Annotated in this window: 17 protein-coding genes; 3 read left to right on the top strand and 14 right to left on the bottom strand. The window is 64.3% G+C overall.

The features are described 5' to 3' along the window. Window positions 1–5: 5 nt before the first annotated feature. The 10 genes from KHN96_RS07535 to KHN96_RS07490 form a co-directional block, all read right to left on the bottom strand. Window positions 6–638 carry a sigma-E factor negative regulatory protein gene (locus KHN96_RS07535; protein ID WP_045786463.1) on the bottom strand — a complete coding sequence of 211 codons (633 nt, stop codon included), beginning with the start codon at window positions 636–638 and terminating at the stop codon, window positions 6–8. 106 nt (window positions 639–744) lie between these two features. Next, entirely contained in the window at window positions 745–1,344 is a 600-nt protein-coding gene (gene rpoE, locus KHN96_RS07530; protein WP_211888715.1) for an RNA polymerase sigma factor RpoE, read from the bottom strand. 606 nt (window positions 1,345–1,950) lie between these two features. Next, window positions 1,951–3,183: a beta-ketoacyl-ACP synthase II gene (gene fabF / locus KHN96_RS07525; RefSeq protein ID WP_045786462.1), complete on the bottom strand. Its 1,233-nt coding sequence runs from the start codon at window positions 3,181–3,183 to the stop codon at window positions 1,951–1,953. Between the two features lie 113 nt (window positions 3,184–3,296). Then, a complete protein-coding gene (acpP, locus tag KHN96_RS07520) occupies window positions 3,297–3,536 on the bottom strand; it encodes an acyl carrier protein (RefSeq protein WP_008644813.1) in 240 nt (79 codons plus the stop codon). A 187-nt stretch (window positions 3,537–3,723) separates the two neighbouring features. Continuing rightward, window positions 3,724–4,473 (bottom strand): 3-oxoacyl-ACP reductase FabG, encoded by a 750-nt coding sequence (gene fabG, locus KHN96_RS07515; RefSeq protein ID WP_045786461.1) that lies wholly within the window; start codon window positions 4,471–4,473, stop codon window positions 3,724–3,726. 14 nt (window positions 4,474–4,487) lie between these two features. Then, on the bottom strand, window positions 4,488–5,417 hold the full coding sequence (fabD, locus tag KHN96_RS07510) for an ACP S-malonyltransferase (RefSeq protein ID WP_045786460.1): 930 nt from the start codon (window positions 5,415–5,417) through the stop codon (window positions 4,488–4,490). Window positions 5,418–5,457: 40 nt separating this feature from the next. Then, window positions 5,458–6,438: a beta-ketoacyl-ACP synthase III gene (locus KHN96_RS07505; RefSeq protein ID WP_045786459.1), complete on the bottom strand. Its 981-nt coding sequence runs from the start codon at window positions 6,436–6,438 to the stop codon at window positions 5,458–5,460. A 37-nt stretch (window positions 6,439–6,475) separates the two neighbouring features. Further along, a complete protein-coding gene (gene plsX, locus KHN96_RS07500; protein WP_045786458.1) occupies window positions 6,476–7,537 on the bottom strand; it encodes a phosphate acyltransferase PlsX in 1,062 nt (353 codons plus the stop codon). A 188-nt stretch (window positions 7,538–7,725) separates the two neighbouring features. Further along, a complete protein-coding gene (rpmF, locus tag KHN96_RS07495; RefSeq protein ID WP_003268823.1) occupies window positions 7,726–7,905 on the bottom strand; it encodes a 50S ribosomal protein L32 in 180 nt (59 codons plus the stop codon). 112 nt (window positions 7,906–8,017) lie between these two features. After that, window positions 8,018–8,554 (bottom strand): YceD family protein, encoded by a 537-nt coding sequence (locus KHN96_RS07490; RefSeq protein WP_062739302.1) that lies wholly within the window; start codon window positions 8,552–8,554, stop codon window positions 8,018–8,020. 181 nt (window positions 8,555–8,735) lie between these two features. On the opposite strand from KHN96_RS07490, the gene KHN96_RS07485 reads away from it, so the two are divergent. Further along, entirely contained in the window at window positions 8,736–9,332 is a 597-nt protein-coding gene (locus KHN96_RS07485) for a Maf-like protein (protein ID WP_045786456.1), read from the top strand. Between the two features lie 3 nt (window positions 9,333–9,335). Continuing rightward, window positions 9,336–10,067, top strand: coding sequence for an SAM-dependent methyltransferase (locus tag KHN96_RS07480; protein WP_062739309.1), 732 nt, complete (start codon window positions 9,336–9,338; stop codon window positions 10,065–10,067). Here the strand turns inward: KHN96_RS07480 and KHN96_RS07475 are convergent, their stop codons facing one another. Genes KHN96_RS07475 through KHN96_RS07460 form a run of 4 tightly spaced genes read right to left on the bottom strand, consistent with a single transcriptional unit; the run spans window position 10,068 to window position 13,281 of the window. Beyond that, window positions 10,068–11,180: a S49 family peptidase gene (locus tag KHN96_RS07475; RefSeq protein WP_062739311.1), complete on the bottom strand. Its 1,113-nt coding sequence runs from the start codon at window positions 11,178–11,180 to the stop codon at window positions 10,068–10,070. Between the two features lie 38 nt (window positions 11,181–11,218). Next, the gene (locus KHN96_RS07470; protein ID WP_045786453.1) at window positions 11,219–11,620 is read right to left on the bottom strand and encodes a Rieske (2Fe-2S) protein; all 402 of its coding nucleotides are present in this window, start codon (window positions 11,618–11,620) and stop codon (window positions 11,219–11,221) included. Continuing rightward, the gene (locus KHN96_RS07465; RefSeq protein ID WP_045786452.1) at window positions 11,613–12,272 is read right to left on the bottom strand and encodes an HAD-IA family hydrolase; all 660 of its coding nucleotides are present in this window, start codon (window positions 12,270–12,272) and stop codon (window positions 11,613–11,615) included. The genes KHN96_RS07470 and KHN96_RS07465 overlap by 8 nt, the downstream gene beginning before the upstream one ends. Next, complete coding sequence (locus KHN96_RS07460; RefSeq protein ID WP_062739318.1) at window positions 12,253–13,281, bottom strand: RluA family pseudouridine synthase; 1,029 nt, start codon at window positions 13,279–13,281, stop codon at window positions 12,253–12,255. Before KHN96_RS07460 ends, KHN96_RS07465 begins: the two co-directional genes overlap by 20 nt. Before the next feature lie 745 nt (window positions 13,282–14,026). Between KHN96_RS07460 and KHN96_RS07455 the strand changes: the two genes are divergently transcribed. Continuing rightward, window positions 14,027–17,044 carry an Rne/Rng family ribonuclease gene (locus KHN96_RS07455; protein ID WP_115043984.1) on the top strand — a complete coding sequence of 1,006 codons (3,018 nt, stop codon included), beginning with the start codon at window positions 14,027–14,029 and terminating at the stop codon, window positions 17,042–17,044. The last annotated feature ends 62 nt before the right edge of the window (window positions 17,045–17,106 follow it).

Below are 17,106 nucleotides of genomic sequence, written 5' to 3'. Positions count from 1 at the left end.
CCGCATTATTCCTGATTGGAGTCCTGGGTGTTTGCCACCCCATTGGCCACTGCGCGCAGATATGGAACCACCATGCCGTTGGTCGCCGACTGACGATGCGCACTCAGATACTCGTCCAGGCGGGCATCGCGAATCATCGGCGTGGCATCGGCAGCAGCCAAGGTCACAGCCGGGGCATCGGCACCTTGCGCGGCCTTGGCCACCAGCGCGGGGGAGCCGTCTGCGCCATCCGCCGGGCCGCGCAACTGCGGCACGACGACCCAGCTAACGGCCGCCACCGCCGCCGCCACAGCAGTCGAGGGCACGATCCGGCGAACCCAGGCAGGGCTGACCAGGAAGCGGTGCCTCTCTTGCGCTTGCGCCCGCTGCGCCACTGCCGGCACCAGCAGATGGGGCTCGGCCTCGAGCTTGGCCGAAAACCGCTTGAGGAAGTCTTCTGAAGAACGGGTGTGGAGCAAGTCCTCCGATCGGAGCACATCGCCGATCAACTGATACTCGCGCCAGTGCACGGCGCCCTCTCCGTCCTTCGCGAGATCCACGGCAGACGACACTTCGTGCGCTGCGATTTCACCGTCCATCAAGGCGGAGATGCGTTGCGCGAACTCCGCTTCTGCCGTCTGCATTTGAGCCTGACCCATTTCCCGACCCCAAAAACTCCAACGTCCAATCAACGATCCGAGAGAAGACTTCCCGAGGTTTCGCCGTTTGCAGCCATTCGGGCCGCCGGCTTTTCATATCGGCTGGCTACCACCGTTTGCCCTCCACCGTTCCAAGCAGAGGACGCAACTTCTCGGCAATCGCCTCGCGCGCCCGGAAGATGCGGGACCGGACGGTGCCGATCGGGCATTCCATCGCCTCGGCGATTTCCTCATAGCTCAGACCCTCGATCTCCCGCAGCGTAATTGCAGTGCGCAATTCCTCGGGCAGCGCTTCCATTGCACGGTTCACCGTTTCGGCGACCTGCTTGGTATGCAGCATGGAGTCCGGCGTATTGATATCCCTTAGTTGTTCACCATCGGCAAAAGTTTCAGCCTCTTCGGTGTCGATGTCGCTGGACGATTCGGGGCGCCGGCCCTGCGTCGCCAGGTAATTCTTGGCTGTATTGACGGCGATGCGATACAGCCACGTGTAGAACGCGGATTCGCCCCGGAACTGGGGCAGTGCACGGTAGGCCTTGATAAAGGCATCCTGCGCCACATCCTCCACCTCCGCCGGGTCTCGGATCAGGCGTGAAACGAGACGGATGATCTTGCGATGGTACTTGACCACCAGCAGCTCAAACGCCCGCTTGTCGCCTTGCTGGACGCGCTCGACGAGGATCTGGTCGGCTTCGCGCTCGCCCACGGATTCTTCACCTGCAGTGTATCGCCTTGAATTTTTATGACTGGGAAACGTTGTATTTTACCTACGACACACTGCCTGCCCCAGAAGCTGCTGATGGCGGCCCGAGGCGCAACAGACTTCGCGTACGACGTAATTGCCTGGCAGCACACCATGGCGGCGACAGCACCAGGATCTGTGGGCACCACCCACCGTGGGCGACACCCATCACCAGAACGCGCTCGCCAAGCGGCCAACACCATAGCAGAAGCGCATTTCGGAGCGCTTTGCCGGTCTTCAAGCGGACCTGCCACACGGGCGTTCCCGGCTCCCCGCCTTCTTTGAGGCGGGCGCGCCACATCAGTTCCATCTCGAGCGGCGTCCGATTGACAATCAGCGGGACGCAAGCCGCCACTGCGAGACCACCAATGCAGAGCCATACGGGAAACGGCAGCGCTTCACCCCACGCGCATGCGAGCCACGCCACCACAGACAGGATCGCACTCGCCAGAGCGAATCGGCTCGCCGCAGTCAAGTGCCGATACCGCGCTGAAAAAACGAAATGCTGAACAACCAAGGGCAGATCGCTCCGCGGCAGGCAATCACCCGGTGACCGCGTGCCGAGGCGCCTTAAGGACGCTTGAACACCAGCGTGCCGTTGGTGCCGCCGAAGCCGAAATTGTTCTTCACGGCCACGTCGATCTTCATGTCACGCGCGGTGTTGGCGCAGTAATCGAGATCGCACTCCGGGTCCTGGTTGAAGATGTTGATGGTCGGCGGCGACACCTGGTGGTGAAGCGCCAGCACCGTGAACACCGACTCCAGGCCGCCCGCACCGCCCAGCAAGTGGCCGGTCATGGACTTGGTCGAGTTCACGACGACGTTCTTGGCATGGTCGCCAAAGGCGGCCTTGATGGCGTCGCTTTCGTTCTTGTCACCGAGCGGCGTGGAGGTGCCGTGCGCGTTCAGATACTGCACCTGATCGGCGTTGATGCCGGCATCACGCAGAGCTGCCACCATGCAGCGGCGCGGGCCGTCCATGTTCGGCGCCGTCATGTGGAACGCGTCACCGCTCATGCCGAAGCCCGCGACCTCGGCGTAGATTTTGGCGCCCCGCGCCTTTGCCGCCTCGTACTCTTCGAGCACCATGACGCCAGCGCCCTCGCCCAGGACGAAGCCGTCGCGATCCTTGTCCCAGGGGCGAGATGCCGTCGCAGGATCATCATTGCGGGTAGACAGCGCCCGCGCTGCGGCAAAGCCACCGATACCCAACGGCGACACCGTGGATTCTGCGCCGCCGGCCACCATCACGTCGGCATCGCCGGCCTGGATCAGGCGCGCCGCCAGGCCGATGCTGTGCAGGCCCGTCGTACACGCCGTAACGGCTGCCAGGTTCGGGCCCTTCAGGCCGAACATGATGCTCAGATGGCCCGAGATCATGTTGATGATTGAACCCGGCACGAAGAACGGTGAAATCCGGCGCGGACCACGCTCCATGTATGTGGCATGCGTGTCCTCGATCATGGGCAGACCGCCGATGCCAGACCCAACCAGCACGCCAATGCGCTCGGCATTGGCCTCGTTCACCTCCAGGCCGCTGTCCTTGAGCGCTTGCACGCCGGCAGCAATACCGTAGTGGATGAACGTATCCATCTGGCGGGCGTCCTTGGCCGAGATGTAGTCCTCGACGTTGAAACCCTTCACTTCACCAGCGAAGTGCACGGCCAGGTTGGAATGATCGAATTTGGTGACGGTGGCGATCCCGGACTTGCCGGCGACCAGATTGGCCCACCCCTCGGCGACCGAGTTTCCTACCGGAGAAACCAGCCCCAGGCCGGTTACGACGACGCGACGACGGCTCACTATGCTTTCCTGCAACTCTGTATCAGCGACAAAGGCCACAGAAAGCGCGCCACCCGGTCAAGCCGGACAACCGCCCTTTCTGTGGCCCGCGATGTCAAGAGATCGATTGACGCTTAGGCCTTGACGTGGGCGGTAGCGTAGTCGATGGCTTGCTGCACCGTGGTGATCTTTTCAGCTTCTTCGTCCGGGATTTCCATGCCGAACTCGTCTTCCAGCGCCATCACCAGCTCAACCGTATCGAGCGAATCCGCGCCCAGATCGTTCACGAACGACGATTCATTCTTGATGTCAGCTTCGGCCACGCCGAGTTGTTCCGCGACGATCTTCTTGACGCGTTGTTCGATGTTGTCCATGTAAACCCTCCAGGGAAGTATTCGACAAAAAGTGCGCGCATTCTAGCAGGTTTGCGTGGCGAAAAACCGCGCCGGAAACCATGCAAGAACTGCGCCCAATATGATGCTAAAAGCCTGTTAATTCAGTGATTTTGCACGAACCTGCGCATGCGCAAGGCCCCGCACAACCACCGCCGGGACGGCTTCCTTATCCCATGTACATGCCGCCGTTGACGTGCAGCGTCGAGCCCGTAATGTAGCCCGCCGCCGGCGACGCCAGGAAGGCGACCGCGCTGGCGATGTCCTCGGGCGCACCCAGGCGGCCCAGCGGAATCTGCGCCTTCAGCGCGGTATGTTGCTCCTCCGACAGAACCTTCGTCATGTCGGTATCAATAAAGCCCGGCGCGATGCAGTTCACCGTGATATTGCGGCTGCCGATCTCGCGGGCCAGTGCGCGCGCCATGCCCTCCACACCAGCCTTGGCCGCCGCGTAGTTGGCCTGGCCCGGGTTGCCCGCCGACCCTACCACCGACGTGATGTTGATGATGCGACCGCCGCGCGCCTTCATCATCGGGCGCAGCACGGCGCGCGAGAGGCGGAACACCGCGGAGAGGTTCGTATCGATGACGGAGACCCACTCCTCATCCTTCATGCGCATCGCAAGGTTGTCCTGCGTGATGCCGGCATTGTTGACGAGGATGTTGAGCCCGCCATGCGTCTTGATGGTTTCGTCAATGACGCTTTCACAGCGCGCGGCGTCGTTCACGTTGAGCACCACGCCCGCGCCCTTCAGGCCGGCTTCGGCAAAGTAAGCCGTGATGGCCTGCGCACCGCCCTCCGACGTGGCCGTGCCGACCACCGTCGCACCCTGGCGCGCCAGTTCCAGCGCAATGGCACGGCCAATGCCGCGCGAAGCGCCCGTGACGAGCGCGACCTGGTTGTTCAATGCTTGGGTCATACGGATCCCGTTGATTATTTGAGTTGGCCCAGCACAGCTTCCAGCGAAGCCGGATCGAAGATCGCATCGCCGACGATGTCGCCGTCGATACGCTTGGTCAGGCCCGCCAGCACCTTGCCCGGACCGCACTCGACCACGCGGGTGACGCCGTCAGCCTTCATCTTCTGCACCGTCTCGACCCAGCGCACCGGCGAAGCGGCCTGGCGCACCAGCGCGTCCTTGATGGCAGCCGGATCATTCACGATGGCCACGTCTACGTTGTTGATGACCGGAATGGCGGGCGCACTGACCGCCACGTTGGCCAGATACTCGCGCAGGCGATCGGATGCCGGCTTGAGCAGCGACGAATGGAACGGCGCCGACACCGGCAGCGGCAGCGCACGCTTGGCACCCTTGGCCTTGGCGATTTCGCAAGCCTTTTCGACGGCGGCCTTGGCACCGGCAATCACGACTTGGGCCGGGGCGTTGAAGTTCACCGCCTCGACCACGCCTGCGGCAGACGCTTCAGCGCAGGCGGCGCGCACATCATCATCCGACAAGCCGAGAATCGCGGCCATGCCGCCCTCGCCCACCGGCACGGCTTCCTGCATCGCCTTCGCGCGAAAGCGCACCAGCGGCACGGCATCCTTGAAGGCGATGGCGCCCGCCGCAACTAGTGCCGAATACTCACCGAGGCTATGGCCGGCCACGACGGTGGGCGCCGGGCCGCCCGCCGCCTGCCACGCACGGTAGACGGCCACTGCGGCCGTCAGCATGACCGGCTGCGTGTTGGTCGTCAGGTTCAATTCTTCGGCCGGACCTTCGGCAATCAGCTTGCCGATGTCTTGGCCCAGCGCGTCCGAGGCTTCAGCCAGCGTTTCCTTGACGGCGGCGTGGTCGGCAAAGGCATTCAACATGCCGACCGATTGCGAACCCTGGCCGGGAAAGACGAAAGCGAATGTCATGGCTCGTATTGTGTGTTCTGGAAATTCGTCGATCGGGAGATCAGAAGCGCAGCAACGCAGCGCCCCACGTAAAGCCGCCGCCCACGCCTTCGAGCATCACGTGATGGCCGCGCTGGATACGGCCGTCGCGCACGGCGACGTCGAGTGCAAGCGGAATCGAAGCGGCTGACGTATTGCCGTGCTCATCCACCGTCACGATGAGGCGCTCGTTCGAAAGACCCAGCTTCTTGGTCGTGCCCTGCATGATGCGGATGTTGGCCTGGTGCGGAATGAGCCAGTCAACCTGCGAAGCGTCCAGTTCAGCCGCTGCCAACGCCTCGCGTGCGACCTTGTCGAGCACGGTCACGGCCAGCTTGAACACGGCCTGGCCGTCCATGTACAGGAAGGCGCTACCCTGAATCGCACCTGCGGCCACGTTGCCCGGCACGCAGAGGATGTTTGCGTGGCTGCCATCGGCATGCAGGGCGGTCGACAGGATGCCCGGCTCGTCGGACGCTTGCAGCACGACGGCGCCGGCACCATCACCGAACAGCACGCACGTGGTGCGATCGTTGAAATCGATGATGCGCGAGAAGACCTCGGAGCCGATCACCAACACGTTGCGGTACGCGCCCGAGCGGATGAACTTGTCGGCTGTCGACAGCGCGTAGACGAAGCCGGAACAGACCGCCTGCACGTCAAATGCGGCGCAACCGTTGCTGATGCCGAGCTTCTGCTGCACCAGGCAAGCGGTGCTCGGGAAGACGAAATCCGGCGTGGACGTCGCCACCAGGATCAAATCGAGTTCGGCGCGATCGATGCCGGCTGCTTCGATGGCGCGCTCGGCTGCCTTCACGGCCAGATCGCTGCACGCGACATCGGGCTCAGCAAAATGGCGTGCGCGGATGCCGCTGCGCGAGACGATCCATTCATCGCTGGTCTCGATGCCCTTCTCGGCCAGCTGGGCCGCCAGTTCGTCATTGGTGACCCGCTTGGGCGGCAGGTAGCTGCCCGTACCGATGATCCTTGCGAAACGTGTCATGTGCGGTGGGGTGAAATCTGACTCGGAGGCGACGCGTTCAGGCGGCGTCGGCGGCCGGAGTGGACGTAGAGACGAGCGCAGCACCGGCTGCGTCGTGGTGCGATTCGAAAGCCTGCGCAATGCGGGCGATCACGCCGTTGGCCGCGGCGTCGTAAGCCCGCTTGATGGCCCATTCAAACGCGTAGGCATCGGCCGAGCCGTGGCTCTTGATGACCAGACCACGCAAGCCGAGCAGCGCGGCGCCATTGTAGCGCCGATGGTCCACGCGGCGTTTGAAGCGTGACAGCACCGGGAGCGCCACCAGGGCAAGCAGCTTGGTGAACCAGGAGCGGCTGAACTCCTCACGCAGCATCTCGCCGATCATCTTGGCGAGACCTTCGGTGCTCTTGAGCGCGACGTTCCCGACAAAACCGTCGCAGACGACGATGTCGGTCGTGCCCTTGAAGATATCGTTGCCTTCGACGTTGCCGAAGAAGTTCAGATCGGAGGCGCGCAGCAGCTCACCGGCCTGCTTGACCACCTCGTTGCCTTTGATGACCTCTTCGCCGATGTTGAGCAGGCCGACCGTCGGGCGCGGCTTCTGCTCGACCACCGACACCATCGCCGACGCCATCTGCGCAAATTGCAGCAGGTGCGCGGGCTCGCAGTCGGCATTGGCGCCAAGATCGAGCACCGTGGTGCCGGCGCCCTTCTCGTTCGGGATGGCGGTGGCGATGGCCGGGCGATCAATGCCGTCCAGCGTCTTGAGGACGTAACGCGACACGGCCATCAGCGCACCGGTGTTGCCGGCAGAAACACACGCCTGCGCAGCACCGTCCTTGACCTGATTGATGGCCACGCGCATCGACGAATCTTTCTTCTTGCGCAGCGCGATCTCGACGGGGTCATCCATCGACACCACCTCGGAGGCGGCAACGACATGGACGCGCGGGTTCGCGGTGGCGTGTAGGCGCTTGAGCTGCGCCGCAATGGCATCGGGCTGCCCGACGAGCAGCATTTCGACGTCTTCGTGTGCGGCGAGGAATTGGATCGCTGCAGGGATCGTCACGCCAACGCCGTGATCACCACCCATGCAGTCGATGGCAAGCTTGATGGTCATGCGAGTCTGAGTTGCGGTTTCACGTGCGGCTCCGGCCGTTGGCGCGCGTATGGTACACAAACCCGTACGCTCTGCCGGACTCCGTTCAGCAAAAAAGCGGCAAATTCGCTTGCCGCTTTTTTGTTTGCATCATGAATCTTCGCGTTCAGACCAACCGGACACGCTTGCCAGAGGACTGGCAAAACGCATCAGTCGTTCTTGGTCTTCACAACCTTGCGGCCGCGATAGTAGCCGTTCGGGCTCACGTGGTGACGCAGGTGCACTTCGCCGGTGGTCGGCTCGACAGCGATCGGGGCCGTCGTCAGGAAATCGTGCGAACGATGCATGCCGCGCTTGGACGGCGACTTCTTGTTTTGTTGAACAGCCATGACTGACTCCTAAGCAATTTGATCGATTTTATCACATCACACGGAGCCGGAGCGTAGCCATTCCGGTAGGCGTGTGAAACGGACTGCCATCAGCCCGCGCAATTGCGCGCGCCTAATGTTTGGTTTTCAGGTTGGCCAGCACCGCGAACGGCGACGGCTCTTTCTCGGGTTCGACGTCTTCCGGCAGGATTCCTTCCGGACAGACAGCATGACGCGGCGACACCGGCAGCGCCAGCAGCAGTTCGTCTTCGATCTGCGTGATCAGATCGAAGGTGCGCGAACCGACGATGACATCCGCCTCGTCGTCGTCCAACGGAGCCGCATCGGCCTCCGCTTCGGAGCGAACGACTTCCAGACGCGTGCGCACTGGCAACGGCTGCCCATAAGCCTTCAGGCAGCGCTGGCACTGCAGCCAGACCGAGCCATCGACTTCGAGATCGACGAAGAGACGCTGACGGGCCGACTCGCCCGCCGTGGCTTCTTCGCGGATCGCGCCCTGCATCTGCCAACGGAACCGCGTATCGGCGTCAACGGGGGCGTCTGCCGCCTGCTCAGCCAGCAGACGCGGCATTTCAGTCAGATTGACCGTGCCGCTCGCCCGCTCACCACTGCGGATGAACGCGAAAAGATCGAATGCACGAAAATCCACGGATCGAACCTGCCAAACGCGTTGCTGTTGATGCACGGAACCGGATGCGCGCCGCACCTTGCGCCACGGCGCCCGGTTTGCGACACTGCGCGGCCAAACCGCGAAACGCGGGATTATAGCGATCAAAAACCTCTGCCGTCAAAAGGTTTTCGCTCGAAATCCACTGCATCTTCAAGCACTTATGACTTCTGCCTCGCGCCCGCCGCTGATTCTCGCCTCCAGTTCCCCTTACCGGCGGGAGCTGCTGGAACGCCTGCGCCTGCCGTTCGAGATCGTGGTGCCGGACATCGACGAGACGCCCGCGCCAGGCGAATCACCGGATCAGACCGCCCTCCGACTGGCCCGTCAGAAAGCGGAGAAAGTTGCCGCCGTGCATCCCGGCGCGCTGGTGATCGGGTCGGACCAGGTCGCCACGCTGGACGGCAAACAGGTCGGCAAGCCTGGCGATCACACCCGAGCGCTGGCACAACTGCGCTGGATGCGTGGCCGCACCGTCACATTCCATTCCGCGTTGTGCCTGTACGACGGCCGCACCGGCCAGCACCAGAGCGACGATATTCGGACGCTGGCAACGTTCCGTAACCTCTCCGACGAGGAACTCGACGCGTACCTGCACCTGGAGCACCCGTACGACGTAGCCGGCAGCGCGAAATCCGAAGGGCTGGGCATTGCCCTGCTGGAACGCGTGGAATCGTCGGACCCGACCGCCCTCGTCGGCCTGCCGCTGATCGCGCTGACCAGCATGCTGCGCAACGTGCATTACCCGCTCTTCGTATAAGCCATGGCCGGCACGCTGTACCTCATTCCAAACACGCTCGGCGCGCGCGATGCAGCCGACCCGCTGCCCGACGTGATTCCCCCTGGTGTTCAGCAGATCACTGCGCGGCTCGATTATTTTGTTGCCGAACACGCCAAGACGGCGCGCGCGCTGCTCAAGAAACTGAGCGAAACCACGCCGCTGGCGCGACCAATGCAGGACATCACGATCCGTGAACTGAACGTCAAGACGCCTGATTCGGAGCTCGAAGCGCTCCTGGCGCCGGTGATTGCGGGGCAGGATGCAGGGCTCATGTCAGAAGCCGGGGTACCGGCGGTGGCCGATCCGGGCGCGAATCTCGTGCGCCTTGCGCATCGGCACGGCGTCCGCGTCAAACCACTGGTCGGGCCGAGCTCCATCCTGCTCGCGGTGATGGCGTCCGGTCTGAACGGCCAGAGCTTTGCGTTCAACGGCTACCTGCCTGTCGATGCCGGCGAACGCAAGACCCGGCTGCGGGCGCTCGAACAGTTGTCCCGCTCGGTGGGGCAAACCCAGGTGTTCATCGAGACGCCGTACCGCAACGGCGCGCTGCTCGACGCCATCCAGGCGGCCTGCGCGCCCGGTACGCTCTTGTCGATTGCCGTGGACCTGACGCTGCCCAGGGAGCAGGTCGTCACGCTACCCGTGAGCGACTGGCGCACCGACCGCATCGACCTGCACAAGCGGCCGGCGATCTTTTCGCTGCTGGCGCGCTGATTACTCCTTTATCAGCAGCTTGAGCTGACCCGTGTTGGCCAGCGCCTTCACCGCGCCGGCGCCGATCGCGGTGCCGAGCTTGCGCGCCACACGCGAGGCGAAGTTCTCCTTGACGGTGTAATCGACGACATCCGGGGCCTTCAGGATGCTGCGCGCGACAAAATCGGCGCTGCCGATGGCATCGGCGAGCCCCAGGTCGACCGCCTTCGCACCGGTCCAGAACAGGCCGGTGAACAGGGTCGGATCATCCTTCAGGCGGTTGCCGCGCCCCTGCTTGACCACGTCGATGAACTGCTGGTGCACCTGGTCGAGCATCTCCTGGGCGTACTGTTTCTGCTGCGGCTGCACGGGCGAGAACGGATCGAGCATCCCTTTGTTTGAACCGGCAGTGAGCAGACGGCGCTCTACGCCCACCTTGTCCATCAGGCCGGTAAAGCCGAAGCCATCCATCAGTACGCCGATCGAGCCGACGATACTCGCCTTGTCGACATAGATCTTGTCGGCAGCCGCCGCCACGTAGTACCCGCCGGAGGCGCACATCTCTTCCACCACCACATACAGCGGGATGTTCTTGTGCTTCGCGCGCAGGCGGCGGATCTCGTCGTTGATCATGCCGGCCTGCACGGGCGAGCCGCCCGGGGAATTGATCTTCAGGATCACACCGACCGTGTTGCTGTCAGCAAAGGCAGCCTGCAGCGACGCGTTGATGTTTTCTGCGCTCGCGTTCGTATTGGCGGCGATCTCGCCGTCGAGCGTCACCAGCGCCGTATGGCGGCCGGTGCTGACGGTCTCGCCCTCGAAGCTTGCGAAGGCGTAGAGGAGCACCCCGATGATCCCGAGCGTCACGAATCGGAAGAAGATCCGCCAGCGGCGCGCGGCGCGTTGTTCACGGATGGTCGCCATCAGGACCTTTTCCAGCACCTCGCGCTCCCAACCGCCCGCCTGCGACGATGCGGCGCCCGCAGAACCGGCTGCCGGCTTTCCCGCGGCCGGATCGCGTAGTTCGGCTTCCAGCGGGTGATCGGCGTGCTGAGTGATTTCTAGGGCTTCGGGCTTGCCCGCACCGTCATCCGGTGTGCGGTCGGGCCCTTTCGTGGGAATCGGGTCGTTCATAGGCAGCAAGAAAAATTGAGCAAGAGTCGGTCACGGCGTCATGCCTGTGGCAGCGGTGCCGGGGTCGGGGCAGGCGCGCGGAACAATGCACCGGGCTGCCACCAGACCGCGCCATCGCGCTCGGCCACATCGAGCTTGGACAGATGCGCCCCACGGCACGGACCGCCCACGCAGCGGCCCGAGTCCGGTTCGTAGATGGCGCCGTGCGTGGCGCACATCAGATACAGGCCCGAGCTTTCAAAAAACTGACCTTCCTGCCAGTCCATCTCCATCGGCACGTGCGCACATTGGTTCAGATAACCGTGCACCGCGCCGGCGTAGCGGACAACGAAGGCACTCACGAGGCGGCCGCGCACATCCACCTGGAACCGCACACCCCGGCCTCCGTCCTCCAGCGCGCCGCTGTCGCAGATACGAACCGGTTCAGCGATGTCAGGCATGTTGCGAGAGCCATTGGTGGAGGTCGGAGACGGACTTCGCACAGTACAGCGGCGTGAGCGCATGCAGCACGTCCGCCGGGTGTGCGCCATAGGTGACAGCGACCCCGGCAGCACCGGCATTGAGGGCCATCTGCAGGTCGTGCGTGGTATCGCCGATCATCAGCGTGCGCTCGACATCCATGCCGAGATCGCGCGTGAGCTCCAGCAGCATGGCCGGGTGGGGCTTCGAAAACGTCTCATCGGCGCAGCGCGTGTTGTCGAACACGCCGGTGAGGCCGGTGACCTCGAGCGCACGCTGAAGCCCCACGCGCGACTTCCCTGTTGCCACCGCAAGCAAATAGTTGTCCCGGCGCAGTGCATCGAGCATCTCGCGCACGCCCGGAAACAGCACGAGATGGGCGTCACGACTCAGGTAGTGAAAGCGGTACCGCTCGGCCAGCTTGCCATAGTCGGCCGGATCCAGCGTGGGTACGGCGTATTCGAGGGCATCTCGCAAGCCCAGCCCGATCACGTGGCTCGCGCGCGTATCGTCCGGCACCGGCAGGCCGAGGTCCCGGCACGCAAGCTGGATCGACCGCGTGATGGCTGGCGTCGAGTCCATCAACGTGCCATCCCAGTCGAAGACGATCAGATCAAAGCGCTGCTGCGGCATCGGAATCAGAGTCGGAAGATTGGAAAGCGTTGAGGAAGGCGGCGCACTCGGCTGGCAACGGCGCGCTGAAAGTGACGACTTCCCCGCTTTGCGGATGTGTGAGTTGCAGACGGTGTGCGTGGAGGAACATCCGCGCCAGCCGTGGCGACGCATTGGCGCGGGATAGCGCCTTGTTCAGCGCAAAATCGCCGTACTTGTCGTCGCCCAGGATCGGGAAACCGGCATGCGCCAGATGCACACGAATCTGGTGCGTGCGACCGGTCTTCAGTTCCGCTTCGAGCAACGTGTACGACCCGAACACCCCCACCTTGTTGAAGATCGTGTGCGACGGCTGCCCGTCTGCCTGCACGCGGACGCGCCGTTCGCCCTCAGGCGTCGTGAATTTGTGCAGCGCCGCCTTGATGTGCTGGCGCTTGTGCGGCCACACGCCCTTCACCGCGGCAAAGTAGCGCTTGTCGAGACGCCCTTCCCGGATCTGCTCATGCAGCGCCACCAGCGCCGAGCGCTTCTTGGCCAGCAGGAGCACGCCAGAGGTTTCGCGGTCCAGACGATGCACGAGTTCGAGAAACTTCGCTTCCGGCCGGGATTGACGCAGCTGCTCGATCACCCCAAACGCCACGCCCGACCCCCCATGCACGGCGACCCCGGCGGGCTTGTCGATCACGAGCAGATGGGCATCTTCGTGGAGGATCGTGAATTCGGCGGCAGGAATCGCACGCGGCGCTTCGGCCTGCCGGGCCACCCGCAGCGGCGGAATACGGACCAGATCGCCGTGCTTCAAGCGATATTCGGCGTCGATGCGGCCCTTGTTCACCCGCACCTCGCCGGAGCGCAGGATGCGGTAGATATGGCTTTTAGGCACACCCTTGGCCAGGCGCATCAGGAAATTGTCGATGCGTTGCCCTTCGGCGTCGTCTCCGATCTCGACATAGGCGACGGATTTGCCGTCGAGTGCGTCACGTACCGCCTGTTGAATGCGGCCATCAAATGGATGGCGTAACTCATTCATTTTCAATATAATTTTCTCGCTGGACAGTCGTTTAAGCGCCAGCAAGAGCCGGTCGGGACGAAACAACAGGTATTGTACACAGCCACCGTTTCCGTCCGGAATCTGCCGATCCGAGGCCCACTTGTGCTACAAAGCTAGTCACGTGGCCGGCCCGATCGGCACGAAAGCAGCACGCACCGCTGTCCCACCGCGCAAGATGTGAACCAAAGATCACGTCGGCAACGTCGGTCAGCGTAGAACGAGCAGCTGGTAGAACAGAATTCAAAGGCGGGCGCCAATGGAACTCCATACGGCGCCCGCTTGGTGAAAGAAGCCCTTGCCGCACCAAGTTTGGTGCCGGCCGGCTGAACATCCGGTTACCGCATTGCCATGGCGGTCCGGCGGCAAAACTCCAACAAGCAGCACGCCGCCCGATTCGCCCGCCGCGGGTTTCGCCCGGACAGGCCGTCCGTCAATTCGCTCTTTGTGGTCGCTTCACGCGACTCGCCGCCGCCGGCCCGCCCGCCCCTACAAGGAACGCACTGGGCCCGAGGCTCGAGTGACAGGACGCGCAACTCGGCGCCGACCGCGCCGTTGCATTCCGCCCCTGGCATCCATGGTGACGCGTGTAACGCCCTCATTTCTTTCGCCCGTGCCCCGTCGCGCTTGTGTGCCGGCCGACACCTTGGCAATTCGTTGACCACCCGCTCCGCCTTCGCGTGCTCCATGAAGCGCCGTGCACGCACGGCATTGGAGTGAGGTAGCAATGAAACGCATGTTGTTCAATGCGACGCAGCAGGAAGAGCTGCGCGTCGCGATTGTCGACGGTCAGAAACTGATCGACATCGACATCGAAACCGCCGGACGCGAGCAGCGCAAAGGCAACATCTACAAGGGTGTCATCACCCGCATCGAACCGTCGCTGGAGGCATGCTTCGTCAACTACGGCGAAGAGCGGCACGGCTTTCTCCCCTTCAAGGAAGTCGCCCGCGCCTACTTCAAGGATGGCGTGGACGTGCGTTCGGCGCGCATCCAGGATGCGCTCTCCGAAGGCCAGGAGTTGATCGTCCAGGTGGAAAAGGAAGAGCGCGGCAACAAGGGCGCGGCCCTGACCACGTTCATCTCGCTGGCCGGCCGCTACCTGGTGCTGATGCCGAACAACCCGCGCGGCGGCGGCGTATCGCGCCGCATCGAGGGCGAAGACCGCCAGGAACTGCGCGAGACGATGGCGCAGCTGCAAGTGCCGGACGGCATGAGCATCATCGCCCGCACCGCCGGTATCGGCCGCTCGGCCGAAGAACTGCAGTGGGACTTGAACTACCTGATGCAGCTGTGGAAGGCCGTCGACGGCGCTGCGCAGGAGAACAAGGCTCCGCTGCTGATCTATCTCGAATCGAGCCTGGTGATCCGCGCGATTCGCGATTACTTCCAGCCGGATATCGGCGAAATCCTGATCGACACGGACGATATCTACGATCAGGCCCGCGCCTTCATGAGCGTGGTGATGCCCGACAACATGAATCGGGTGAAGAAATACCGCGACGACGTCCCGCTGTTCTCGCGTTTCCAGATCGAACACCAGATTGAATCGGCGTACTCGCGCATGGTGATGCTTCCTTCGGGCGGCGCCATCGTGATCGACCATACCGAGGCGCTGGTCGCCATCGACGTGAACTCGGCGCGCGCCACCAAGGGCGCCGACATCGAGGAAACCGCGCTGCGCACGAACCTCGAGGCGGCCGACGAGATCGCCCGCCAGCTCCGTCTGCGCGACCTGGGTGGCCTGATCGTGATCGACTTCATCGACATGGAGTCGAGCAAGGCCCAGAAGGATGTCGAGACCCGCCTGAAAGACGCGCTGCGCCACGACCGCGCCCGCGTGCAGATGGGCAAGATCAGCCGCTTCGGCCTGATGGAGCTGTCACGCCAGCGCCTGCGTCCGTCGCTGTCGGAAGGCTCGCACGTCACCTGCCCGCGCTGTAACGGCACCGGCCACATCCGCGATACCGAATCGTCCGCCCTGCAGGTGCTGCGCATTATCCAGGAAGAGGCGATGAAGGAAAACACCGCCGCCATCCACTGCCAGGTGCCGGTGGAAGTGGCTGCGTTCCTGCTCAACGAGAAGCGCCCGGACATCAACCTGATCGAGACGCGCTTCAAGGTCAATGTGCTGCTGATCCCGAACAAGCATCTGGAGACGCCGCACTACAAGCTCGAGCGCCTGCGCCACGACGATCCCCGCCTGGACGACAACAAGGCCAGCTACAAGATGGCCGAAGAGGCCGCCAAGGAACTGGAAGCCGACACCGCGTACAGCACCCGCAAGGAAGCGGCCAAGCCGCGCCAGGAAGCGGCCGTCAAGGGCATCACGCCGGAGCAGCCCGCTCCCGTGTCGGTGCCACGCGCCGAGCGCCCGGCCCGCGCCGAGGCTGCCCCGGCTCCGCAGGCACCCGCTCCGGTGCCTGCCCAGGGTGGCTTTGTGTCGTGGCTGAAGTCGCTGTTTGGCGCCAAGCCGGCCGAGCCCGTGGTGGCTGCGCCGGTCCAGGCACCAAAGCAACGTGCGGAAGACGGCAACCGCCAGGGCCGCGGCAATCGCCAGGAGCGCGGTGCGCGTAACGGCCAGCGTGGCGAACGTGGCGAGCGCCAGGGCCAGAACGGCCGCGACGCCAACCGTCAAGGCCGCGACCGCAACGAGGCCCGCGAGGGTCAACAAGCGGGCCAACAGCAGGGCCAGCGCGATGGACAACGCGACAACCAGCGGGGCAACCGCGACCGCAACCGCCAGCCGGCTCAAGCGGACAGTGCTGCACGGGAGACTGCGGACGCCCGCCAGCCGCAGCAGGGCCAGGAGGTCCGAGGTGAAGGCCAGGGCCGTCGCGAACGCAATCAGGAACGTCGCGAGCGCCAGCCCCGCGAGGGCCGTGAGCCGCGTGAGGCCCGCGAAGGCCGCGAGCCGCGCGAAAACCGCGATCGCGATCAGCAAGCCAAGGAAGCTGCCCACGCCGCAGCCGCCGCCACCGTGGAAGGCCTGATCGACCCGACGGGTACCGCTGAGGTGCCGCAGCCGCCCGTGGAAGCAGCGGTGCTGGCAGAAGCCGCGGGCCTGGAAGGCGCCGCACCGGCGGAAGGCACGGGTGAGGGCGAAGAGCGCCGCCGCCGCGGTCGCCGTGGTCGCAACCGCTATCGCCGTGACCGTGAAGGCGCGGAAGGCGTGCGCGCAGAGGGCGAAAGCGCGGAAACCGCAGACGAAAGGGAAGCGGTTGGCGAAACCTACACCGAGCCTGCCGTGCCCGCCACGGTGACGGAACCGGTGCAGCCCGCCTCGTTGGCGCCCGTAGAAGCGCCGGCGCCGGTGGTCCACGAGCCCGTGCAGGCCGCAGAAGCCGTGGCGCCTGTGTCCGCGATGCCGAGAACGCAGCCGGTCGAACCGGTCGCGACACCGGCACCGGCACCGGCACCGGCACCGGCACCGGCACCGGCACCGGCAGCCGACGTGACGCACGAGGCGATCGTGACGGCGTTTGCCGAAGTGCCCGCGCCGGTGAGCACGGTGGCCAAGGCCTCGCCGCTGCCGATCGAGACGCTGCAAAGCGTGCTGGCCAACGCCGGCATGACGTGGGTCCACACAGACGCGCAAAAGCTGCAAGCCGCGCAGGAAGAAGCCGCGCGTGCCGTCACACCGCCGCGTGTGCCGCGCGAACGCAAGCCGCTGCCGCCGATCCAGCAGGGTCCGATGATCCTGGTCGAGACCAACCGCCCCGCGGGTGGCGCAGACCAGCAGTAAGCAGGTGATGTTTCCGGCGGTTGCCGCCGGCGCATGACCCTGGGGCGGCTTCGGCCGCCCTT

The organism is Ralstonia mannitolilytica, assembly GCF_905397375.1.
GTDB lineage: Bacteria > Pseudomonadota > Gammaproteobacteria > Burkholderiales > Burkholderiaceae > Ralstonia > Ralstonia mannitolilytica.
The sequence above is the reverse complement of the archived record's forward strand: the minus strand, read 5'-3'. Positions and strand labels throughout refer to the sequence as shown.